This window comes from Mycobacterium sp. MAC_080597_8934 (assembly GCF_000523975.1).
GTDB classification, from domain to species: Bacteria; Actinomycetota; Actinomycetes; order Mycobacteriales; family Mycobacteriaceae; genus Mycobacterium; species Mycobacterium avium.
In genome coordinates this window covers 127,470-150,149 of the sequence record NZ_JAOS01000002.1, presented here as the reverse complement: position 1 = coordinate 150,149, position 22,680 = coordinate 127,470, and the positions used below count along the sequence as shown (strand labels likewise).

14 protein-coding genes, 1 tRNA gene and 1 pseudogene are annotated in these 22,680 nt (G+C 67.0%); 8 read left to right on the top strand and 8 right to left on the bottom strand.

What is annotated here, in order from left to right; genetic code table 11:
- The first annotated feature begins 22 nt into the window (after nt 1-22).
- The 4 genes from NF20_RS02610 to NF20_RS02595 all read left to right on the top strand — a co-directional run bounded on the left by NF20_RS02610 (nt 23) and on the right by NF20_RS02595 (nt 12,517).
- Nucleotides 23-8,347 carry a BTAD domain-containing putative transcriptional regulator gene (locus NF20_RS02610; protein WP_019733577.1) on the top strand — a complete coding sequence of 2,775 codons (8,325 nt, stop codon included), beginning with the start codon at nt 23-25 and terminating at the stop codon, nt 8,345-8,347.
- Nucleotides 8,344-9,039, top strand: coding sequence for a Type 1 glutamine amidotransferase-like domain-containing protein (locus NF20_RS02605; protein WP_019733578.1), 696 nt, complete (start codon nt 8,344-8,346; stop codon nt 9,037-9,039). Before NF20_RS02610 ends, NF20_RS02605 begins: the two co-directional genes overlap by 4 nt.
- Nucleotides 9,040-9,137: 98 nt before the next feature.
- Nucleotides 9,138-10,880 carry an MFS transporter gene (locus tag NF20_RS02600; protein WP_019733579.1) on the top strand — a complete coding sequence of 581 codons (1,743 nt, stop codon included), beginning with the start codon at nt 9,138-9,140 and terminating at the stop codon, nt 10,878-10,880.
- Between the two features lie 29 nt (nt 10,881-10,909).
- Nucleotides 10,910-12,517, top strand: a complete 1,608-nt coding sequence (locus NF20_RS02595; RefSeq protein WP_019733580.1) for an AAA family ATPase — start codon at nt 10,910-10,912, stop codon at nt 12,515-12,517.
- A gap of 69 nt (nt 12,518-12,586) precedes the next feature.
- On the opposite strand, the gene NF20_RS02590 is transcribed toward NF20_RS02595, so the two are convergent.
- Nucleotides 12,587-13,501 carry a TPM domain-containing protein gene (locus NF20_RS02590; RefSeq protein WP_019733581.1) on the bottom strand — a complete coding sequence of 305 codons (915 nt, stop codon included), beginning with the start codon at nt 13,499-13,501 and terminating at the stop codon, nt 12,587-12,589.
- A gap of 207 nt (nt 13,502-13,708) precedes the next feature.
- Here NF20_RS02590 and NF20_RS02585 point away from each other — a divergent pair, with 207 nt between their 5' ends.
- The 3 genes and pseudogenes from NF20_RS02585 to NF20_RS25875 form a co-directional block, all read left to right on the top strand.
- On the top strand, nt 13,709-15,115 hold the full coding sequence (locus NF20_RS02585; protein ID WP_019733582.1) for an aldehyde dehydrogenase family protein: 1,407 nt from the start codon (nt 13,709-13,711) through the stop codon (nt 15,113-15,115).
- Between the two features lie 73 nt (nt 15,116-15,188).
- Complete coding sequence (locus tag NF20_RS02580) at nt 15,189-15,401, top strand: antitoxin MazE family protein (protein ID WP_023898700.1); 213 nt, start codon at nt 15,189-15,191, stop codon at nt 15,399-15,401.
- A 2-nt stretch (nt 15,402-15,403) separates the two neighbouring features.
- A pseudogene (locus NF20_RS25875) lies at nt 15,404-15,562 on the top strand (type II toxin-antitoxin system PemK/MazF family toxin); the annotation flags it as partial.
- A gap of 119 nt (nt 15,563-15,681) precedes the next feature.
- Here NF20_RS25875 and NF20_RS02575 read toward each other — a convergent pair.
- Entirely contained in the window at nt 15,682-16,527 is an 846-nt protein-coding gene (locus NF20_RS02575; protein WP_019733584.1) for an oxidoreductase, read from the bottom strand.
- A 91-nt stretch (nt 16,528-16,618) separates the two neighbouring features.
- On the opposite strand from NF20_RS02575, the gene NF20_RS02570 reads away from it, so the two are divergent.
- A complete protein-coding gene (locus NF20_RS02570; protein ID WP_019733585.1) occupies nt 16,619-17,230 on the top strand; it encodes a TetR/AcrR family transcriptional regulator in 612 nt (203 codons plus the stop codon).
- 145 nt (nt 17,231-17,375) lie between these two features.
- Here NF20_RS02570 and NF20_RS02565 read toward each other — a convergent pair.
- The 6 genes from NF20_RS02565 to NF20_RS02540 all read right to left on the bottom strand — a co-directional run bounded on the left by NF20_RS02565 (nt 17,376) and on the right by NF20_RS02540 (nt 22,665).
- Nucleotides 17,376-17,449 (bottom strand) — tRNA-Ile (locus NF20_RS02565).
- A gap of 81 nt (nt 17,450-17,530) precedes the next feature.
- Nucleotides 17,531-17,911 (bottom strand): DUF732 domain-containing protein, encoded by a 381-nt coding sequence (locus tag NF20_RS02560; RefSeq protein WP_003878254.1) that lies wholly within the window; start codon nt 17,909-17,911, stop codon nt 17,531-17,533.
- Nucleotides 17,912-18,193: 282 nt separating this feature from the next.
- Entirely contained in the window at nt 18,194-18,616 is a 423-nt protein-coding gene (locus NF20_RS02555; protein WP_009976328.1) for a hypothetical protein, read from the bottom strand.
- A gap of 254 nt (nt 18,617-18,870) precedes the next feature.
- Nucleotides 18,871-19,737 (bottom strand): carboxymuconolactone decarboxylase family protein, encoded by an 867-nt coding sequence (locus NF20_RS02550; RefSeq protein ID WP_023898689.1) that lies wholly within the window; start codon nt 19,735-19,737, stop codon nt 18,871-18,873.
- Nucleotides 19,738-19,777: 40 nt separating this feature from the next.
- On the bottom strand, nt 19,778-21,151 hold the full coding sequence (locus NF20_RS02545; protein ID WP_033713250.1) for a metallopeptidase TldD-related protein: 1,374 nt from the start codon (nt 21,149-21,151) through the stop codon (nt 19,778-19,780).
- Nucleotides 21,148-22,665, bottom strand: a complete 1,518-nt coding sequence (locus NF20_RS02540; RefSeq protein WP_023898681.1) for a TldD/PmbA family protein — start codon at nt 22,663-22,665, stop codon at nt 21,148-21,150. The genes NF20_RS02545 and NF20_RS02540 overlap by 4 nt, the downstream gene beginning before the upstream one ends.
- Between the last annotated feature and the right edge of the window lie 15 nt (nt 22,666-22,680).

Here is a 22,680-nt window from a genome sequence, read left to right as displayed (position 1 = left end):
CGAGATGAGTACCCTTTTACCGGTGGAGCTGGGGGTTTTGGGGCCTCTCCAGGTCCGGCGGCACGGCACGCCGGTCGCGATTCCGGGCGCCAAACCCCGCGCCGTCCTCACCATGCTCGGCCTGCACGGTGGCGCCCTGGTCTCGGCCGACGCCCTCATGGAGCTGCTGTGGGGCGAGGAACCGCCGCGCACCGCGGCCAAGGCGCTGCAAACGCACATCTCCTCGCTCCGTCGCATCCTGGGTGACGGTGTCGTGCTGACGCAGGGCGCGGGTTGGATCCTGGCCGACGCCGACGTCGACGCCGCGCGATACAAGGTGGCCGCCCGCCGCGGACGCGACGCCGCCGCGGCCGGCGACAACGGCCGAGCGGTGGCCTGCTTCGACGCGGCGCTCGGCCTGTGGCGCGGAATCCCCGAGTTGCCCGACGGCCGGCGGGGAACCTCGGAGAAGACGCGGTGGATCGAGGGTCACGCCGCGCTGGTGGAGGATCGGGCCGACGCGCTGCTGGCCACCGGCCGCGCGGCCGAGATCATCGGTGAGCTGGAGGCCGCGGTGGCCGAGGCGCCGCTGCGCGAAAGACGTTGGGGCCAACTGATGCTCGCGCTCTACCGGGCCGGCAGGCAGGGTGAGGCCCTCGGCGCGTACCAGCGGGCGCGCGCGCAGCTGGCCGACGAGTTGGGCGTCGATCCGGGGCCTGAGCTTCGCCGGCTCGAGAGCGCGATCGTCGCGCAGGATGCCTCCCTGGATGTCCTTGTGGTGCAGAATCTTTCGTCGGTGACGCGCGCGGTGACGTTCCTGCTCACCGACATCGAAGGCTCCACCGCGGCCTGGGAGGCAGACGCCGCCGCCATGGCGGTGGCGCTGGCGCGGCACGACGAGCTCGTCGAACAGGTCGTCACGTCGCGCGGTGGACGGCTGATCAAGACGCGCGGCGAGGGCGATGCGACGTTTTCGGTCTTCGATCGGCCGTCGGCGGGCGCCGCGGCCGCCGTCGAATTGCAGGACGCGATCGGCCACGAGCCGTGGGCGTTACGGGAACCCATGCGCATCCGCGTGGCGCTGCACACCGGCGAAGCCGAGTTGCGCGACGGCGACTACTTCGGCCGCGCGGTCAACCGCGCCGCGCGGCTGAGGTCACTGGCGGCGGGTGGCCAGATCCTGTGCTCGGGCGCCACCGCCGAACTCGTGATCGACACGCTGCCCGACGACGTCGTGCTCACCGATCTGGGAATGCGCCAGCTGCGCAACCTGCCCCGTCCGGAGCACGTCTTCGAGCTGCGCCTGGAAACCGGCGCCCAAGCCGCTCCCCCGGTGCAGCCGAGCGCCGCGCCGATGGACCGACCCGGCTTGCCCGCGGTGCTGCTCGGTCCGGGGCCGTTCGTCGGTCGCGGCCGCGAGCTCGACGGGCTTCTCTCGGCGTGGCAGAGCACGCTCGCCGGTGACATGCAGGCCGTGCTGATCGCCGGCGAACCGGGTGTGGGCAAGACCCGGCTGGCGGGCGAATGGTCGCGGCGGGTCTATGAACAGGGGGCGGTCGTGCTGTACGGGCGCTGCGACGAGGATCTCGGTGCGCCGTATCAGCCGTTCGCCGAAGCGCTGCGGATGCTGGTGCCGTGCCTGGGCCCCGACCGGCTGCGCGGGCTTCGGGGTGTGGAGGCGCTGCTTCCGCTGGTTCCCGGGCTCACCGACGTGCTGCCCGACCTGCCCACGCCGACGCGCGCCGATCCCGACACCGAGCGCTACGCGCTTTTCGACGCGGTCGTCGCGCTGTTGGCGGCCGTCTCGGCCGGTGCGCCGGTGGTGCTGGTGCTCGACGATCTGCACTGGGCGGCCAAGCCGACGCTGCTGCTGTTGCGGCATCTGCTGCGGTTCGGCGAGCGTGCCCGGGTGCAAGTCGTCGGCACCTACCGCAGCACGGACCTCGACCGCTCCCATCCGCTGGCGGCCATGCTCGCCGACCTGCACCGCAGCGCCGGTTTCGAGCCTTCGAATCGCTTGCAGCTCAACGGACTTGATGAGCAGGACGTCGCCGCGTACGTCGCCGAGGCCGGTTATGACGACGACGAGCTGGCCCGGGCGCTGGCGTCGGTCACGGGCGGCAATCCATTCTTCCTCATCCAGGCTCTGCATCACGTGGACGAAAGCGGCGGCCGCTGGGACCAGAGCACCCTGCCGCAGGGGGTGCGCGAGGCCGTAAGCCGCCGCCTGTCCCGGCTGTCGCCGGAGACGAACAAGGCCCTCGCCACGGCCGCGGTCATCGGCAGCCGGTTCGCTCTGGAGCTCGTCGAAAGCGTGGTCGGCGAGGATCAGGTCGACGCCTTCGACGAGGCATGCCAGGCGGGCATCGTCATCGAAGAGCCCGGCGGCCGTTATCGTTTCAACCACGCCATCGTCCGGCAGTCGCTGCTGGCCGAGCTGTCGTCGGTGCGGCGCATGCGGCTGCACCAGCGCATCGCCACGACCCTGGAGAACCAGTCCGGCGCCGAGGACGAACTGCTGGCCGAACTGGCTCACCACTACTTCGAATGTGCCTGGGCCGGGAATGCGGCTAAGGCCGTGCAGTATTGCCGGCGCGCGGCCGACCAGGCGATGACCCGGCTCGGCTACGAGGGCGCCGCCGACCTCTACGATCGGGCGCTGCACGCGCTCGAGGAGATCGACGACGAACTGCCCGACCGTGACGACCAGGTCACCGAGCTGTTGATCGCGCGCTGCGAGGCACTTCTCGCCGCCGGCGACGTCGGTTCGGCAGTGGGCGCCGTTTCCCAATTGCAAAGCGCAACGGTCGATTCAGCTCGGCTGAGCGCATGGGCTACGTGCTTTGACGGGCAGCTGTCAATATTGAGCCATCCCGAACGACTCGACGAGGTCGAGGCCGCGGTCGGCGCGGCCGCCGCCAGGCTGGCCGAATTGGACGATGCGGCCGGAGAGGCCACGGCGCACACCGTCCGCGCCGGATGCCTGGCGCGTCTCGGGCGAATCGGTGACTGCGAGATCGCCCTGGACAATGCCCTCACCGCGGCGCGCCGCGCGCGCGAACATCGCAGGGTGAACGCGGTTTTGGCGAATGCGCCGCTCGCGGCGCTGTGGGGCCCGAATCCTGTTCCGCGCGCGGGCGGCCGGTGCCTTGACGTGGTGCGACTGCTCCGGATCACGACCGACTCGCCCGCGGTCGAAGCCACGTCGACGCGGTGCCAGGCCGTGTTGGAAGCCTTCCGCGGGCGGGCCGCGGCGGCGCGTCGGATGATCGACTCGGCGCGGCGCACCGTCACCGAACTCGGCCTGCGCCACGCCCTCCTCGAGGTCGAGCAGTTCGCCGGCATTCTCGAGCTGGTTGCCGACGATGCCGCCGCGGCCGAGCCGCATCTGCGTAAGGCCTACAACGGTTTTCGTCGCATGGGTCTGGATGCCGATACCGCCGAGACGGCAGCACTGCTCGGTCGGGCATGTCTGGTGCTCGATCGCGAAGCCGAGGCCGACGAATTGTGCACGGAGAGCGAGCGGCTCGCCGGTCACGCGCTGAAGGCGTCGATCGCCTGGCGTGCGCTTCGGGCGCTGTTGCTTTCGCGCCGAGGTGATTATGACGAGGCCCGGCGGATGGCCGAAGAGGCTGTAAGCGTGGCCGGGCACACCGACCTGTTGGTCGATCACGGCGACGCATGCCTCACTCTCGCAACAGTCTTGAACGCTGCGGGCGAGACCGCGGGAGCGCGCGCCGCCGCCGGCCGGGCGGTCGACCTGTACGAGCGGAAGGGCGCTGCGGCACTCGCCGAGAGGGCACGCCGTCTTCTCGGTACAGAACCACCGCCCGCCCCGGCTCCACCGGAACCGCCCCCCGAGGTCGAACCGGACAACGCGTGCGTGCGAGCAGGTGAACGGATAATCTCCGCCATTGATCGCCAAGCTTGGGACGAAATCGCGCAACTGTATTCACCCAAGGCATTCATTGAGAGTCGCCGGAAGGTAGTTGGATTTAAGCCCATGGCGTCGGGCGACTGGGTACCAGCGCAAAGGCCCCTTGTCGAGACGGGCGCCATGCGGGTCAACCAAGTGGTTCTCGCTGTGCGAGGCGAGCGCCTGGCTCTCTCCCGACTATGGGTGGGCAGTGCCGATGTCAGCCCAGGAGCGCCGTATGACGAATTTCTTGTCCTCTACGGCATAGACCAGGAAGGTCGATTTGACGTGCAGGTCTGGTTCGACGTCGAGGACATGGACGCCGCGATGGCCGAACTCGACGCCACCTACGCTCGGTTCGAAAAACGGTGTCCGCGACCGCCGCTCGAGAATGGCGCGACGCGCACATACGAGCGCCTGCACGCCTATTTCAAAGCCCGCGACTGGGACGCGATCACCGATCTTCTCACCGACGACTATTGCGGCGACGATCGTCGTTCGGTGGTGGGCGCTGGGATCCGGCGCGGCCCGGACGCCGCGATCGAAGATTACCGGTCGGCCGCCGACATCGACGTGACGGACGCGGGATCGGACACCGTTGCAAGCCGTGGAGCGCGCCTGGCCCTCGCTCGTGCCCACTACGCGCGAAACGGCAAGGAATCAGAAGCGTTCCGCGTCGATTTCCTGCAGCTGGTCGAAATCGACAGCGCCGGGCGGATCGCGGCGATGGCCGCGTTCGACCTCGACGACTTCGATGCGGCGATTGCCTCGCTCGACACCCGCTACCTCGCCGGGGAGGCGGCACCGTATGCGCAGGCGTGGTCGGTAATCACAGTTGCGTACTCGGCGGTTAATCGTCAGGAGCTACCAACAACGACACCGGACTGGGTTAACGTCGACCATCGACGCGCAATCGCATTCGCTCCGGGTGATCTTGGGCCGTACCTCCGCGCCACATGGGACCTGATAACGCCGAATGCCTATATCGAGACCGTGCATCGGCTGAGTGCACTCGGAGCGGTCGTCACCCGGGTGGTGCACGGGACGTCTGACTCGGGCTTCGACGCGGAGTGGCGGGAAATCGGCATCTCGACAGTGCACGGCGACCGGATCAACCGCTCCGAGATGTTCGACGAGACGAATTTGGACGCCGCGCTTGCCAGGTTCGATGAGCTCACCCGGCCGGCACCCCGCCTGCAAAACGCGGCAAGTCAAGCCGATCAACGCCTTTGGAACCACTTTCCGGTTCGTGACTGGGACGCCATGGCCGCGACGCTGGCCGACGACTTCTTGCTCGATGATCGTCGCCAGGCACTCAACGCCGGTAATCGGCGGGGCCGGGACACCGAAATCGCGAATTTGAAGGTCATGGCTGACGTCGTCGGGCAGGGGAACGTCACGTCGAATGTCATTGCCACCCGCGGTGAACGCCTCGCCCTGCGTCGTCTTCGTTTTTCGGAGCAGGACCACAACCCCGAGGCGTTCTACACCGAGATGATCGGCATCGTCGAAATCAACGCCGACAACCGACTCGCGGCCCACATCGCTTTCGACCCCGATGACTTCGACGCTGCCGTGGCCGAACTGGACGCGCGCTACGTCGCTGGCGAAGCGTCGGCCCACTCGCGCACCTGGTCGGTAATCTTGCGGGCGTACGACGCGCTCAACCGGCGCGAGATGCCGCCGACCACGTCAGATTGGGTCACTATCGACCACCGGCATGCGTCGTCGTTCCCGCCCGGTGGACTGCCCGCATTGCTGGCCGAATGGCAACTCGCATCCGATGTGAGCAGCGCCGTCGAGGCCGTGCACCGGCTGAACAGCCTTGGAGCCGTGTTCAGTACGGTATCGCACGAAACCTCACGAGAGGGCTTTAAAGCCGAGTGGCGCAGTATCGCGGTTATCACGGTCGACCGCGATCTGGTCGACCGGTTGGAAGTCTTCGACGAGGCGGACCTCGACGCCGCGATCGCGAGATTCGATGAGCTCACCCGGCCGGAACCGCGGCTGGAAAACGGTGCCAGCCGAGTTGTTCAGCAATTCCTCGCGAAATTCGCAGCCCGCGACTGGGACGCCATGACGGAGATGCTGTCTCACGACATTTCAACCGTGGACCGTCGTCGGGTGGTGAATGCGGGCATCCGCCAGGACCGCGACGCTGAGATCAACGACTTCCGGTCGGCCGCCGATCTCGACGTCACGAATGCGACGTCTGACGTCATCGCAATCCGTGGCGAGCGTCTCGCCCTCATCCGGTCACAGGTGTCGCGCGGGGACGTGGACACCGAAGCATTCCACGTGGATCTGTTGTGGCTGCTTGAGATTGGTTCCAACCAGAAGATCGCGGGTTGGGCTACCTTCGACCCCGACGACATCGACGCCGCCATTGCCGAACTCGATCATCGATACCTCAACGGCGAGGCCGCCGCCCATGCGCACACGTGGGGTCTGGTGACGGCCGCCTTCGCAGCGATCAACAGACACGAACTTCCCGAGATATCGCCCGACTGGGTCAATATCGACCACCGCCGGGGAGCGACGTTCGCCGCGGGCGACATGACCTCCTACATCCACGACGTGTTCGACGACGCACCGGACTTCCATGTCCACGTCGCTGCGGTGCATCGCCTGAGCGACCTCGGAGCCGTCGTCACCATGGCGTCGCACGGCACCTCGACACGGGGCTTTCAGGCCGAATGGCGGGAGATCGGGCTTCTGACGTTCGACGGCGAGCTGCTGAGCCGTTGCGAGCTTTTCGACGAGGCAGACCTACCCGACGCGCTGGCCCGCTTCGAGGAGCTGCATCGACCCGCACCCCGACTACACAACACGGCAAGCGAAGTCAGCGACCGCTTCCTGGCGTACTTCGCCGCACGCGACTGGGATGCGATGGCCAACATGACGGCTGATGATTTTGCGAGCGACGATCGCCGTCGCGTGGTGGGTGCGGGGATTCAATCCGGCCGTGACGTCGATATGAACAACATGCGGGCGTGGGCTGAGGTCGGGATCACGAAGATCGCGTCGGACGTCATCGCGATCCGCGGCCAGCGTCTCTTCCTTGGCCGTACCCGGTTTTTCGGCCGGGAGCAAGGACCCCGCGCGTTCCATAGCGAGGTGCTTGGTCTGGTCGAGCTCGATGCCGAAGACCGGATGCTTGCGCGGGTTGTGTTCGACCCCAACGATATCGACGCGGCATTCGAGGAACTCGACGCCCGCTACCTCACGGGTGAAGCGGCTGCTTACGCGCGAACGTGGTCGCTGCTCAGGGCGAGCGATGCCGCGCTCGACCGGTATGAGATGCCGGCGCACACTCCGGACTGGGCCAACATCGACCACCGGCGGGCGACCGCGTTTGAACCGGGCGGCTTGATCGCATATCTGCGTGCTGGTTGGGATCTCGCGGACGACGTCAAAAATCACATCCTCGCCGTGCACCGAATGACCGAGCGAGGAGCGGTCGTCACCCATTTGGCACAGGGCAGGTTGCGAAACCGGTCCGATGTCGAGTGGCGAGAGGTCGCCCTTGTCATGTTCGAAGGTGATCTGGTCAGCCGTTGCGAGCTTTTCGACGAGGCAGACCTACCCGACGCGCTGGCCCGCTTCGAGGAGCTGCATCGACCGGCACCCCGACCAGAAAACGTGACAAGCCGACTGATCGAGCGATTCCTGGCGCATTTCGCGATTCGCGACTGGGACGGCATGGCAGAACTACTCGCCGACGACTTCTACTCAGAGGATCGCCGGCGAACCTTGAACGCCGGCATACGACGCGGCCGCGACGCCGAGATGGCGAATTGGCATGCCACGGGCGATGTTTGGATGAGCGATGTCAGCTCGACCGTGATCGCGACCCGCGGAGCACACCTAGCACTGTTTCGTTTCGCCTTCGTGAGCCAGGAACACGAGCCCGAGGCATTCCAAGCCGCCGCGCTCGGCGTCGTGCAGGCCAACGACGACAACCAAGCCACGGCGTCCATTGTGTTCGACCCCAACGACTTCGACGCGGCATTCGAGGAACTCGACGCCCGCTACCTTGCCGGTGAAGCCGCCGCGCATGCGCGCATTTGGTCGGTGATCACACGGGCCTATTCTAGAACCAACCGGTGCGAACTTCCTGACATGACAACGGATTCGGTTCTCATCGACCATCGGACGACCGTGACCACCGAACGGGAGCCTCTGCCCGGATATCTCCCCAGCCTGTGGGAAATCATGCCGGACCTCAGCGTCTACATCGAGGCGGTGCACCGGCTCAGCGACCGGGGAGCGGTCATCACACAGGTTGCGCGTGGAACCTCGCAACAGGGGTTTGACGCCGAATGGCGGGCCATCGTCGTCGGCATACTCGACGGCGACCTCTACACCCGTATCGAAGCCTTCGACGACACCGACCTCGATGCCGCGCTCACCCGCTTCGACGAACTCTCCGCCGAAGTCCGGCCGAAGTGACTGTGCCACACCGTCAACCGCTGTACCTGCTGGCCGACAGTCAGTTGCTGTTCTGGAAGCGTCACGACCGACCGCTCGTGCAGGCGGCTCTCGACGGGTTGGCAAGAGACAAGCCGCTGAGCGCGACCTACATCGGCGCATCGAACGGTGATCGCCCCGAGTTCTACGACATCTTCGAGGCGGCGATGGAGGCGATCGGCGTCACCGAGCGCCGCATGATCGCGTCGTCGTTCGGCCCGGCCGACCGCGCCTTCCTCGACGGCGCCCACCTGATCGTCCTGGCCGGCGGCGACGTGCAGCGGGGCTGGAACACCTTCGAGAAAACCGGCATGAAGGACGCGATTCTCGATCGGTATGCCAAAGGTGCTGTGCTGGTGGGTATTTCGGCCGGTGCGGTCCAGCTCGGGCGCTACGGCATCATCGGGACACCCCCGGAGCACCGACTGCTCGACGTCTTCAACCTGGTGCCCGCGGTCATCGACACGCACGACGAGCGAACCGGCTGGGCGCGGCTGTCGCGGGCGATCCAATCGCTCGAGGGAGCCGCCCTAGGTGTCGGAATCCCCTCCGGCGGCGGCGCCGTCGTGCACGCCGATGGCACCCTCGAGCCCGTGCGCCGTCCCGCACACGAATTCCGCGTCGTCAACGCTCACCTCGCGCACAAACTGTTGCCCGTCGGAACCGGCGACTGACGGTCCGGAGAGAGACGCCTGCAAACGCATTTGTTTGTATGGCTAACATAATGCCTTTGGACCGATGTAGGCGACGACTGATGATGACCGGGATATAGATGGCCAACAGCCCTGCCGCGACGAGCCGGACGCTGGTCGCCAAGCAAACCAATGTCCGCAGGCTCCGATGGGACCGCGACCACCCCCGCTACAAGTGGGTTGCCCTCTCCAACACGACCCTGGGAATGCTGCTGGCGATGATCAACTCGTCGATCGTGTTGATATCGCTGCCGGCCATCTTCCGCGGCATCGGATTGAACCCGCTGGCGCCGTCCAACATCGGCTATCTGCTGTGGATGCTGATGGGCTACCTGGTGGTCACCGCAGTCCTGGTGGTGTTCGTCGGGCGACTCGGCGACATCTTCGGCCGGGTGCGCATCTACAACGCCGGCTTCGCGGTGTTCACCGTCGCGGCGATCGCGCTGTCGTTCGACCCGTTCCCGCTCACCGGCGGCGCCGTGTGGCTGATCGGCTGGCGCGTGATCCAGGGCGTCGGCGGCGCCATCCTGATGGCGTTGTCGGCCGCCATCCTCACCGACGCGTTCCCGAGCAACCAGCGCGGCATGGCACTCGGCTTCAACATGGTCGCCGCGGTGGCCGGCTCGTTCCTCGGCCTGCTGTTCGGGGGACTGCTCTCGGAATGGGACTGGCGGGCGATCTTCTGGGTCGGAGTGCCGGTCGGCGTCCTGGGCACGGTGTGGGGCATGCGCTCGTTGCATGAGCTGGGCGTGCGCACGCCGGGCCCGTTGGACTGGCCCGGCACCGTGACGTTCGGCGTGGGATTGACCGTCGTCCTGGTCGGCATCACCTACGGCATTCAGCCCTACGGTGGCCATCCGACGGGCTGGACGAACCCGTGGGTGCTGGGCTCGATCGCGTTCGGGCTGTTGCTGCTGATCGTGTTCTGCTTCATCGAATTGCGCGCACCGCAGCCCATGGTCAACGTCCGGCTGTTCCGCTCGGCGGGGTTCGGGATGGGCAACCTGGCCAACCTCATGTCGTCGAGCGGCCGCGGCGGCCTGCAGTTCATGCTCATCATTTGGTTGCAGGGCATTTGGCTGCCGCTGCATGGCTACCGCTTCGAATCGACGCCGCTGTGGGCCGGCATCTACATGCTGCCGACGACGATCGGCTTCCTGATCGCGGCGCCGGTCGCGGGGTGGTTGGCGGACCGGTTCGGTGCGAGGCCGTTCGCCGTCGCCGGGATGCTGCTGATGGCCGTCACGTTCATCGGGTTGCTGATGATCCCGGTCAATTTCGACTACCGGGTGTTCGCGCTGCTGATCTTTCTCAACGCGCTGGGCGGCGGCCTGTTCGCGGCGCCCAACACCGCCGTGATCATGTCGAGCGTGCCGCCCCGGGACCGGGGAGCCGCATCGGGTGTTCGGTCGACCTTCTTCAACGCCGGCTCGGCGCTGTCGATCGGCGTGTTCTTCTCGCTGATGGTCGTCGGCCTGGCCGGCACGCTGCCGCACGCGCTGAGCAGCGGGCTGCAACAGCAGGGCGTGTCCGCGGCGGTGGCCCAGGACGCCGCCGCCCTACCGCCGGTGGGCAGCCTGTTCGCGGCGTTTCTGGGCTACAACCCGATCGCCGAATTGCTCGCACCGTCGCATGCACTGCAACAACCCGGCGTCAATGCCGCGACGCTGACCGGCAAATCGTTTTTCCCCGAGCTGATTTCGGGTCCGTTCCACGCCGGGCTGGTGGTGGTGTTCGTCGCGGCGGCGCTCATGATGGTCACCGGCGCGTTGGCATCGCTGGTCAACCCCGGCCGCTACGCCGACGACGTCGAGGAGATCTGAGCGCCGGGTAGTGTTCGTGGGGCGAGACTATGACGCACGCCTTCGACCCCACCGGACCCGACGGACAGCCGCGGATCGTCGCGGATCTTCTGCGACCCGACGCGTACGACCCGCCGGCCGACGACCTGCGCCTGCACGAGACGCACAGCTCGTGGGTCATACTCGCCGGCCCCTACGCCTACAAGCTGAAGAAGCCGGTGAACCTGGGCTTCCTCGACTTCACCAGCATCGAGCAACGCCGCGCCGACTGCGACGAGGAACTGCGGCTCAACCGGCGGTTCAGCCCGCAGGTGTACCTCGGCGTCGTCGACATCACCGAGCAGAACGGCCACTACCGGGTCGGCGGCGAGGCCGGATCGGGCGAGCCCGCCGTGTGGATGCGGCGGCTGCCCGAAGACGGCATGCTGCCGGCCAAGCTGGCGGGCGGCGATGTCGACACGCGGCTCGCCCGCCGGATCGGTCGCACCCTGGCCAAGCTGCACGGCCGGGCCGAAACCGGTCCCGACATCGAGGCGTACGGCAGCCCGTCCAGCGTGATCGCGAACTGGCAGGAGAATTTCGACCAGATGGGCCCGTTCATCGGGCGCACCATCTCCCCAGCTATCAATGACGAAATCCGTTCCTATGTCCAGGAATTCGTCGGCCAGCAGGCCGCCCTGCTCGAGCGGCGGGTGACCGAGGGGCACGTGCGCGACGGTCACGGTGATCTGCACGCCGCCAGCGTCTGCATCGCCGACGGTCAGATCGTGTTGTTCGACAGTCTGCAGTTCGCGCCCCGCTATCGCTGCGCCGACCTGGCTTCGGAGGTGGCGTTTCTGGCCATGGATTTCGAGTACCACGGTCGCGGCGATTTGGCCTGGGCGTTCGTCGACTCCTACGTCCGCGCCAGCGGTGACGACGAGCTGCCCAGCCTGCTCGACTTCTACATGTGCTACCGGGCCTACGTGCGCGGCAAGGTCCGCAGCCTGCGCCTGGCCCAGACCGAAAAGGTGCCCGGCGGTGAACAGGAAGCGCTCATCGCCGAGTCGCGCGGGTATTTCGACCTGGCGTGGGCGCACGCGGGCGGCCTGCCCCGTCCGCTGCTGGTCGTCACCATGGGGCTGCCGGCCAGCGGCAAGACCACGCTGGCGCGGGCGCTCGCCGGCCGGCTCGGGCTGGTGCACCTCTCGTCGGACGTGGCCCGCAAGAGGATGGCGGGCATTCCGCCGACCCGCCGCGGCAGCGACGAATTCGGTTCGGGGCTTTACGATCCCGCGATGACGCGCAACACCTATGCCGCGTTACGCCGCGACGCCGCCCGTTGGTTGCGCCGCGGCCGCGGCGTGGTCGTCGACGCGACGTTCGGCAATCCGGGTGAGCGCGCCCAGCTGCGGCAGCTTGCCCATCGGCTCGGCGTCGACCTGCACGTCGTGCTGTGCGACGCGGACGACGACACCCTGATCGCGCGGCTCAAGCGGCGCGCGACCGAGCAAGGCGTCGTCTCGGACGCGCGGATCGAGCTGTGGCCGCAGCTGCGCGCCGCGTTCACTTCCCCCGATGAGCAGGCGTCCGTGCTGCGGATCGACGCGACCCGCGATACGGAGGAGACCGTCGAGCAGGCGCTGGGCCTGCTGCGCGCCCGCTACCGTTCCTCGTGACGCCGAACGTGGGGTTGTTGCGCGGATCCGGCCGATTTTCCGCAACAACTCCACGTTCGACGGTTCAGGTCATCGCTTGGATGCGGCGCCCCGGCGTCGCGTCGTGCGGTGCGCGCCCAGCACGTCGTCGTTCGCCAGGTGTTGCGCCTCCGCCGCCAACGTCGATGCCCGGTCGGCATGGGCGATCGCCTCGGTGTCGTTGCTTGCCTGCTTGGCGCGCGCGGCCGCCAGGTGCCGGGTGGCCTCGTCGAGGCGGCTGCGAGCGTCGGCGCCGACGCTGTCGTGATGCCGGGCGACGTAGTCGGAGATTTGGCGCAACCTGGCCTCGGCCGTCGACAACGCCTCCCCCAACGAACGATCCTGCGGACCGCCGGGGTCGACTCCGCGAGCGGCGCGCCGGCGGCGCCGCGCCCGATAGAGCACCAGCAGCAGCACGACGACGACCACGACGGCGATGACAGCGATCGCGATCGGCAGCCAGGCCCGCTTGGCCGGGCTCGCGGGATGAGACACGCTGGGTGAGGTGTCCAGACCATCGGCCGCGGCGATGGCGGCGATGGCCCAGTTCTTCGCATTGACTGCCGGCCCAATCTTGTTGGTGCGCAGGCTGTTCAACTCGTCGGCTGTCGGGTTCTGCAGCTGCGGCGGGGGGTTGAGTGTGAACAACTTGGTGTTGGTGGCCACGGCCAGTAGTACGTCACGGTCGCCCATGCCGCTTTCGCTGCGGGTGCGGTCGGCCCAGTTGTCGGGTTTGAACTTGTTGAAGTTGTCGACGTAGACCACCCACAGTTGGATGTGTCGATCGCGGTACAGCCGATCGATGGCCGAGCTGACCGCCGCCCGATCCGAATCCGTCAGCACCCGGTTGCTGTCGGTGAGGTGATCGGTGAGCTTGGTCGGCGGTTGCGCGCCGGCCGGGGTCGCCCACAGCAGCCCCGCTGTGAGGATGGTCAGGACCGCAGCGAACAGGCGAACAACCCGCATAGGGGTAATCTAGCCGCCATTTTGCGGCGGGGCTCCACCTGCCGGGGCGCGGCCGGCGCATCCGTTTTCGGCACGCGGGTGACCTGCAGGATCCGTCCGGATGCCACGCTCATCGAGCGCTCGCACGTGCTGGACACCCGATGGTTAAGCGCGTAACCTCTGTCGCGCGACGACAGGATTTCCGCCGACGAAGGGCCCCGACGAACCGTGAGTACCACCATTCCCGTCTTCAACCCGTCCACCGAGGAGCAGATCGCCGAGGTCCCGGATTCCGACCAGGCCGTCGTCGACGCCGCGGTGGCGCGGGCGCGCGAGACCTTCGAGTCGGGCGTGTGGCGCAAGGCGCCCGCGTCGCACCGGGCCAACGTGCTCTTCCGCGCCGCCCGCATCATCGAGGAACGCAAGGACGAGCTGGCCGCGCTCGAGTCCCAAGACAACGGGATGAACCTGACGGCCGCCGGCCACATCATCCCGGTCTCGGTCGACATGCTGAAGTACTACGCGGGCTGGGTCGGCAAGATCCACGGCGAGTCGGCCAACCTGGTCTCCGACGGTCTGCTCGGCACCTGGGAGACCTATCACACCTTCACCCAGCTCGAGCCGGTCGGCGTCGTCGGCCTGATAATCCCTTGGAACGGGCCGTTTTTCGTCGCGATGCTCAAGGTCGCGCCGGCGCTCGCGGCGGGATGCAGCGCCGTGCTCAAGCCCGCCGAGGAGACGCCGCTGACCGCGCTGAAGCTGGAAGAGATCTTCCGCGAGGCGGGTCTGCCCGACGGCGTGCTGAACGTCATCACCGGCTACGGCGAAACCACCGGGGCGGCGCTGACCGCGCACCCCGACGTCGACAAGATCTCGTTCACCGGGTCGACGGAGGTGGGGCGGCTGATCGTCAAAGCGGCCGCCGGCAACCTCAAGCGGCTGACGCTCGAGCTCGGCGGCAAGTCGCCGCTGATCATGTTCGACGACGCCAACATCGACAAGGCGATCATGGGAGCGGGCATGGGCCTGCTCGCGGGCTCGGGGCAGAACTGCTCGTGCACCTCGCGCATCTACGTCCAGCGCGGCATCTACGACCAGGTGGTCGAGGGCCTCGCCGAGTTCGCCAAGATGCTGCCGATGGGCGGCAGCGATGACCCCAATTCCGTTCTGGGACCACTCATTAGCGAAAAGCAACGGCAACGCGTGGAAGGCATCGTCAACGACGGGGTGGCCGCCGGCGCCAAGGTGATCACCGGCGGCAAGCCGATGGACCGCAAGGGCTACTTCTACGAGGCGACGATCATCACCAACACCACACCCGACATGCGGCTGATCCGCGAGGAGATCTTCGGGCCGGTCGGCTGCGTGATCCCGTTCGACGACGAGGACGAAGTGATCGCCGCCGCCAACGACACGCACTACGGGCTCGCCGGCGCGATTTGGACCGAGAACCTGTCGCGTGCGCATCGGGTCGTCAATGAGCTTCGCGCAGGCCAGATTTGGGTGAACTCCGCGCTCGCGGCCGACCCCTCGATGCCGATCAGCGGGCACAAGCAGTCCGGGTGGGGTGGCGAGCGGGGCCGCAAGGGCATCGAGGCCTACTTCAACACCAAGGCCGTCTACATCGGGCTGTGATCGGCTGGGTGGGTGCTGTTGTGTCCGAGCGATGGCAACCCGCAGGTAGCGCCGTTACATGTAACATGAGCGTATGTCACTCGGTCGTGAGCGCGTTCGCAGGCACAGGGAACGGCTGCGCCAACGAGGCCTGCGGCCGATCCAGCTCTGGGTTCCCGATGTGAACGCCACGGAGTTCGTCAGAGAAGCGCACCGCCAATCGGCGCTCGTGGCTGCCAGCGAACAGGATCGTGACGACCAGGCCTTCGTCGATGCCGTTTCGGCCGACTGGGTCGACGCCACATAGACGTGCGACGAGGCGACATCTACATCGCCGCGGCACGCGGCGCTTATAGCGGCAAACCCCGCCCAGTCGTCGTCGTCCAAGACGACCGGTTCGACGCAACGGCATCGGTGACGGTGGTGCCCTTCACCACCAGTGACGTTGACGCGCCACTATTTCGGATCGTTGTTCACTAAGTGGAGACATCGACACATCGTTGACAACGACGAACTAACGCCCACCCCGTCGACCGGTGCGCGACAAGATGGGCCGCACTTTCCCAATAATAGTTGTGATACCCCGACTATAGTTGCAGATGAGAATGGGGCCGCGATGCAGCCGGCAGCCCGTTCGTCTTGCGAATTCCTCTGTCCAGCACGGCTTCCGGTGCGAACTTCTTCAGGAGAGACAACCGACGGGCCAAAGGCCCGGCGGGATAACGCAGTTTGGGCTTGCGGGCAGTCGCCGCTTTGAGCACGACTTCTGCGACTATCGCCGGATCGTCGGCCGTCTTCATCAGCTCGGCCATCCGCCGGCGGGCGTGCTCGCGGCTGGCCGCATAGGCATCGATCGGCGAATCGGCATCAGCCATGTTGGCCTCGAACGAGGTGCGAGTGTATGCGGGTTCGACGACCGAGACCCGGACTCCGAATTCGCGGGTCTCGTGGTCGAGCGATTCGGAATACCCTTCGACCGCATGCTTTGAGCCCGCATACAGCGCGCCGTAGGGCTGCGGCAGAAAGCCAAGCACCGAGCCGATGTTGATCACTCGACCGCCGCCCTGTGCGCGCAGGTACGGCAGCACCGCATTCGTGAGCCGCACCAACCCGAGGAAGTTGGTGTCGATGAGCCGTTGCGCCTGGGCCACCGAACTCTCCTCCGCGGCGCCGAGGATGCCCGACCCGGCGTTGTTGACCAGGATGTCGATGCGCCCCGTGCGTTCGATGACGGATTTGACGGCCGCATCGACCGACGCGGCGTCCGTGACATCAAGCTCGACGAGTTCGACTCCGGGGATCGGTTCGGCCGTCCGGGGATTGCGGGTGGTGCCGAAGACCTCAAAGCCCTTCGCGGCGAAGGCTTTCGCGACGGCTCTGCCAATCCCGGAGGAGGCGCCGGTGACCAGCACCACCGGTGATCGATGCGTCATATCTACTCCTAGTAAACCGATTGGTGTACTTCTGTGGTGCCGACGCTACACCGTTACCACCCCGATGTAAACCAATCGGTATACTTCACATGTGAGCAAGAGACGTGACGTCAAGCACGTGACGACCGGGGGCGGCCGGGGCGCGCGCCGGCGCATCCTGGACACCGCTACTGAGCTGTTCTACCGCGACGGCATCAACGCCACCGGCGTGGAACGACTCGCCGCCGAAGCATCGGTATCCAAACGCACTCTCTACCAACATTTTCCGAGCAAGAACGCTGTGGTCGAGGAGTATCTGCGCGGAATCCAGCAAGCTATTGGGGACCCCATCCACCCCGAGGCGGACGCCGCGAATCGGTCACCCCGTGCCCGCCTGCTTGCCCTGTTCGACACTCCAAGCCCGGGCGACGCCCTGATGCGCGGCTGCCCCTTCCATAACGCCGCCGTCGAGGCCGGCCAGACCATGCCCGAAGTTCAGAGCATCGTTCGTGAACACAAGCGCAACTACATCGACGGCCTCGCCGAATTGGCCCGGCGGGCCGGTGCGGCCGATCCCCAATTGCTGGGCAACCAACTCGCTGTGCTCTATGAGGGCGCGGCCGCTCTGTCCACCTCGCTCAACGACCCCTCCCCCTGGGCCCATGCTCGGGCCGCCGCGCACACGCTGATCGACCGCGCCGTATCACGCGACGACGGAGATTGAGTTGGTCCCTCACCGACGCTCAACTCCCTCATCGAGAGAGTGTCAAGGATCAGCCGAAGTAACTGTCACGCATCAGCCGAAATACTGTCGCCCATCACCCGAAGCCGAGACGTCAAGCATCAACCGAGGTCATACACGCTTTTCGTGGGGCGGGCGGGGCTCGAACCCGCGACCAACGGATTATGAGTCCGCGGCTCTAACCAACTGAGCTACCGCCCCGACGTGATTGCTCCGTAGGAAACGGTAGCCCAAGCCCGAAGTCGGCGTCCCGCGGCCAGCCCAGCGGCGCAGCGCCGGCGATCAGGCCGCCGGTGGCGCTGGCTGCCCGGCCTGAGCCTTGATCTTGGGGATCAGGTCCGGCGCGTAGACATAGATCGCCGACTCGACCTCCCACTCGGCCTGGTCCGGGGACAACGGCGTCGTGTTGGTGACCATGTTCACCAACTCCTTCGCCTTTCCGTACGGATTGGGATTCGACCGGACCTGATCGGCGAACCACCGGCCCTCCGCGGCCTCATGGCAGTCACTGAAGTCGGCATTGTGAACCATCTTGTTCTGCGCCAACAGGTTGATGTACTGGTCGTCGGCGGGAGTCAGACTGCACGCCGCCGCGGCGGGTGGCGCCGACAGCACCGCCCCACCGAACACGGCCGCCCCCAACATGATTCCGGCGGTTCCCACCGCCAGCCCGGCCCCCTGTGCTCGTGTTCTTGCCATTTCTCCAGATACCCCCTCTGGTGGAATGTCCCTTCTTCCCTTGACGCACTGTGGATCGGATACCACCGACCGCGAGCGCGACAAACACCGGCTCTTACGAACAATGGGTGAACAACGAATACCGAAAAGAGCTATGCGACAGGTTATTTGAACCAAACAAAAGTGCCGACCCTCAGAGCGTCGTGCGAACGTCCGCGAAATCCAAGGCGAGCAAAGGCATTGGCGGTCCGTGCTCCGCCACGACGATCAGCCCTCGGTGGGCCAGTTTGCCTTCGAGGCCTGGTCTTTGATCTTCGGGATCAAGTCGGGCGCGTACACATAGATGGCCGACTCGACCTCCCACTCGGCCTGCGCCTGGCTCAGCGGCGTGGTGTTGGTGATCATGTTCACCAACTCCTGCGCCTCGCCGAACGAATTGGGATTGGACCGGACCTGATCGGCGAACCACCGACCCTCTGCGGCCTCGTGGCAATCGCTGTAGTCGGCGTTGTGAACCATCTTGTTCTGCGCCAGCAGGTTGATGTACTGATCGTCCTTGTCGCTCAGGTTGCAGGTCGCCGAAGCCTGCGGAGCCGACAACACCGCGGCGCCGAGCATCGAGGCCCCCAGCGCAACGCCGGCAACCCACACCGCTGGCACCCGCAGCTGCGAGCGTGTCCCGGTGGTCATCTGCGAACCTCCCTCTGCGCACCAATGCGATTGCTTGCGACGCACGCTCGGCGTCAAATCGTCGACATATTTGTTCATATAAGAGTCGGTGACCGCGCTTAAGTTAGCCAATGAGCCCAGCACAAAGCGGTAACGGACGCTTGCGCGGCGGTGTACGAATAGTTAACATTTCGTGCCTTCGGCGCGAGGCGCCAAGGCTACCCAACCGTGGCCAAACCGCGCCTCAACCCGCGCCGAGGCCGTCGCCCGCTCGGTCAGCTAAATACCGTCTGACCGTCGGCGCCGATCAGATACCGCTCCGTACCGTTTTCGACCCGCGGCACGTCGGCAGCCAGGGAGACGGCGACCTTGTTGCTGGCATTGCGCATGATGTCGAAGGTCAGCTCGACGGCCTCGGCCTCGGAAAACCGGGAGCGCACCTCGGCGACATCGTCGGCGACGAGGTGCGCAGGCGTCCAAATTAACGCATCGGTGTAGCGCAGCGCTGCCTTTGCGCGCTCGTCCAGCAAACCCGACGATTCGAAGCGCTCGATCTCCTCGTACAGCGTTTCCGAACCGCCGGCATCCAGGGCGCTGCCCTCGCGAAGCGAGTTGCACAGCCGGCAATGGTGCTGAGCCGCGCCCCGCAGCCGAACCAGCTCGGAGGTCACCGGGTCCAGGGCACGCATTCGCGCCACCGCGATTAAAAAGTCGTTGAACACCAGATCCGACGGGTCGCTGCCGTAGTCCCAGCTGATCGGCCCCGACAGCCAGCCCAGATAGCGCGAGCCGACCCCGAGCGCTTCCAGTCCGGCGCGCACCCGGGGGACGAAGTCGGCGATGTACATCTGCACGACTACCCCAAAGGTCCTGTCCCCCAGCTGCTTTGACAGCCGAGACCGTTGCGCGTGGGTGATCGCCGAGACGTCGGCGCTGAATTGTTCGGCGAACTCGGCGACGGCGGCCTCGGTTTCCGATTCCGGCTCTCCCACCTCCATGGGCGCGGGCAACGGTGGCAGCGACGACGTCTGCGCGCACACCCGCCGGATCAACGCCGCGACGCGCGCCTCGGACGGCGACCCCGGAAACACCGCCACCAACCGGGTGAGCTGGTCTTCTCGAAGCGAAACCGGAGCCGCCATCCGTCACACGCTAGAACGCGCGCGGCCCGGCGGCAATCGACTACTGGGCCTGGCTCACCGAGGACATGTGGAAGTCGGGGATGCGCAGCGCCGGCATCGCGGCGCGGGTGGCCCAATCCCCCCACTCGCGGGGCAGCGTCTTCTCGCTGACGCCGGCCTCGGTGGCCCGTCGCAGCAGGTCCAGCGGGCTCTCGTTGAACCGGAAGTTGTTGACGGCCGCGGTGACCTGCCCGTCCTCGATCAGGTAGACGCCGTCACGGGTCAGGCCGGTGACCAACAGCGTGGTGGGCTCGACGACCCGGATGTACCACAGCGTGGTCAACAGCAGGCCGCGCTCGGTGGCCGCGATCATGTCGGCTTGGCTGGCCGTCCCCCCGGTCATCACCAGGTTGTCGGCGGCCACCGCGACGTCGGCGTCGTATTTGGCGGCGGCGGCCCGCGGATAGGCCAGCGCGGTGATCACCCCGTCGCGGATCCAGTCGACGTGGTCGATCGGCATGCCGTTGTCGAACACCGACACCGTCTCCGAGGAGCTGCTCACCGCGACGAACGGCGTGCAGATCAGCCCGGGCGCCATCGGATCGGAGAACAGCGTCAGCGGCAGGTCGGTGAGCCGCTCGCCCACCCGGGTCCCGCCGCCGGGCGCCGAGAACGCGGTCCGGCCCTCCTGAGCGCCGCGGCCGGCCATCGACCAGGCCATGTAGATCATCATGTCTGCCACCGTCGACGGCGGCATGATCGTCTCGTAACGCCCCGCCGGCAACTCCACGCTGCGCCGCGCCCAGCCCAGCCGCGTCGACAGTTGCTCGAGCAGCGAATCGGTTGGCACATCGACGAAGTCGGGTGTCCCCACACCCGCCCAGGCACTGGCGTCGCCGCGCTTGGCGTTGATCTCCACCGCCCCCGTGGGTTGGGTGAAGCGCCGCCGCAACCCGGTCGAGGTCGCCACGAAAGTGGTCGAAACACTGTGGTGGGCAAAGCCGTAGAGCCGATCGGTGCCGCGGAAACCCCGGCCGAGCGAGTCGGCGAGGTCGGCGAAGATCAACGGCCCGGTGCCGGGCACCGGCGCGTCCCAGTCGGCGGGTTCCCCGCCGTCGGCGAGCAGCGGTGCGGCGTCGCCGGCCTCCGGCGCCGACGCGGCGGCCTGCTGCGACGCCGCGACCAGCCCGGGCAGCACCCGCGGGTCCGCCTCGGCCGACACCACCGTTCCGATGCGCGCGCCGGACCCGCGACGCACCACCGAGATCACCGTCACGCTCCGGCTCACCGAAACCCCGTTGGTGGTCATCGAATTGCCCGCCCAGCGCAGCGTCGCCTCGACCTTGTCGGTGACCAGCACCATGGTCTCGTCGGCGCCGCCCAGCTTGGCAGCCTCGTCGAGCACGACGTTGACGACATGCTGCGGGGTGATCATCGTCCGCCCTCGGTCCGGGTGTTCAGCACATTGACGCCGCGGAACAGCGCGGACGGGCAGCCGTGGCTGACGGGCGCGATCTGGCCCGGCTGGGCCTTGCCGCAGTTGAACGCCCCGCCCAGCCGCCAGGTGGCCGGGCCGCCCACCGCCTCCATCGAATTCCAGAAATCGGTCGTGGTGGCCTGATAGGCGACGTCGCGCAGTTGGCCGTCCAGCCGCCCGCCGCGAATCCGGTAGAACCGCTGGCCGGTGAACTGAAAGTTGTAGCGCTGCATGTCGATTGACCACGACTTGTCGCCGACGATGTAGATGCCGTCCTCGACCCGGGCGATCAAGTCGTCGGTGCTGATCTGTTGGGGGGCGGGCTGCAGCGAGACATTGGCCATGCGCTGGATCGGCACGTGATGCGGCGAATCCGCGTACGAGCAGCCGTTGGAGCGGGGGTGTCCGAGCCGCCGGGCGAACACCCGGTCCAGCTGATAACCGGTGAAAATCCCGTCGCGCACCAGATCCCAGCTTTGCGCGGCCACCCCCTCATCGTCGTAACCGATGGTGGCCAAACCGAATTCGACGGTCCGGTCCGCGGTCACGTTCATCACCGGCGACCCGTACCGCATAGTGCCCAGCTTGTCCGGTGTGGCGAACGACGTGCCGGCGTAGGCGGCCTCGTAGCCGATGGCGCGGTCGTATTCGGTTGCGTGCCCGATCGATTCATGAATGGTCAGCCAGAGGTTGGTCGGGTCGATCACCAGGTCGGTGGGCCCGGGAACCACTGTGGGTGCCTTGACCTTCTCGGCCAGCAGGGACGGCAGCTGCGCCAGCTCGTCGGTCCAATTCCACACCTCGTCACCGGCCAGGGCCTCCCAGCCACGACCCATCGGCGGCGCCAACGTCCGCATCGAGTCGAAGCTGCCCGCCTGGGCGTCCACCGTCACCGCTTCCAGCGAGGGCAGCACCCGCACCCGCTGCTGGGTGATCGACGAGCCGAACGTGTCGGCGTAGAACGTCTGCTCCTTGACGGCGGTCAGCAGCGCCGACACGTGATCGATGCCGTCAGCGGCGAGCAGCCGCCCCGAGTAGTCGCCCAGCACGCCGATCTTGTCGGCGGCGGAGACGTCGAACGGGTCGATCCGGTAGCTCGACACCCACGTGGCGTCTCGGTAGACGGGTTCGGGCGCCAGCTCGACCCGCTCGCTGCTCAGCGTGGCCAGCGTGGTGGCCACGTGCACGGCGCGGCGGGCGGTCTCGGCGGCCACCGACGGCGCCAACTCCGCGTGCGACGCGAATCCCCAGGTGCCGTCGACGATCACCCGCACCGCCAACCCGACCTCGCGATTGATCACCGCGGTTTCCAGCTCGCCGTCGCGCAGCTGGATGATCTCGGTGATGAGCCGGTGAACCCGCAGGTCGGCATGGCTGGCCCCGGCCGCGGTGGCCGCGGACAGCGCCGCGTCGGCCAGTTCGTGGCGCGGCAGGTCCAGGAAGTCGGCATCGATCCCCCGGTTCGGTGTCACGGCTCCACCGTAACG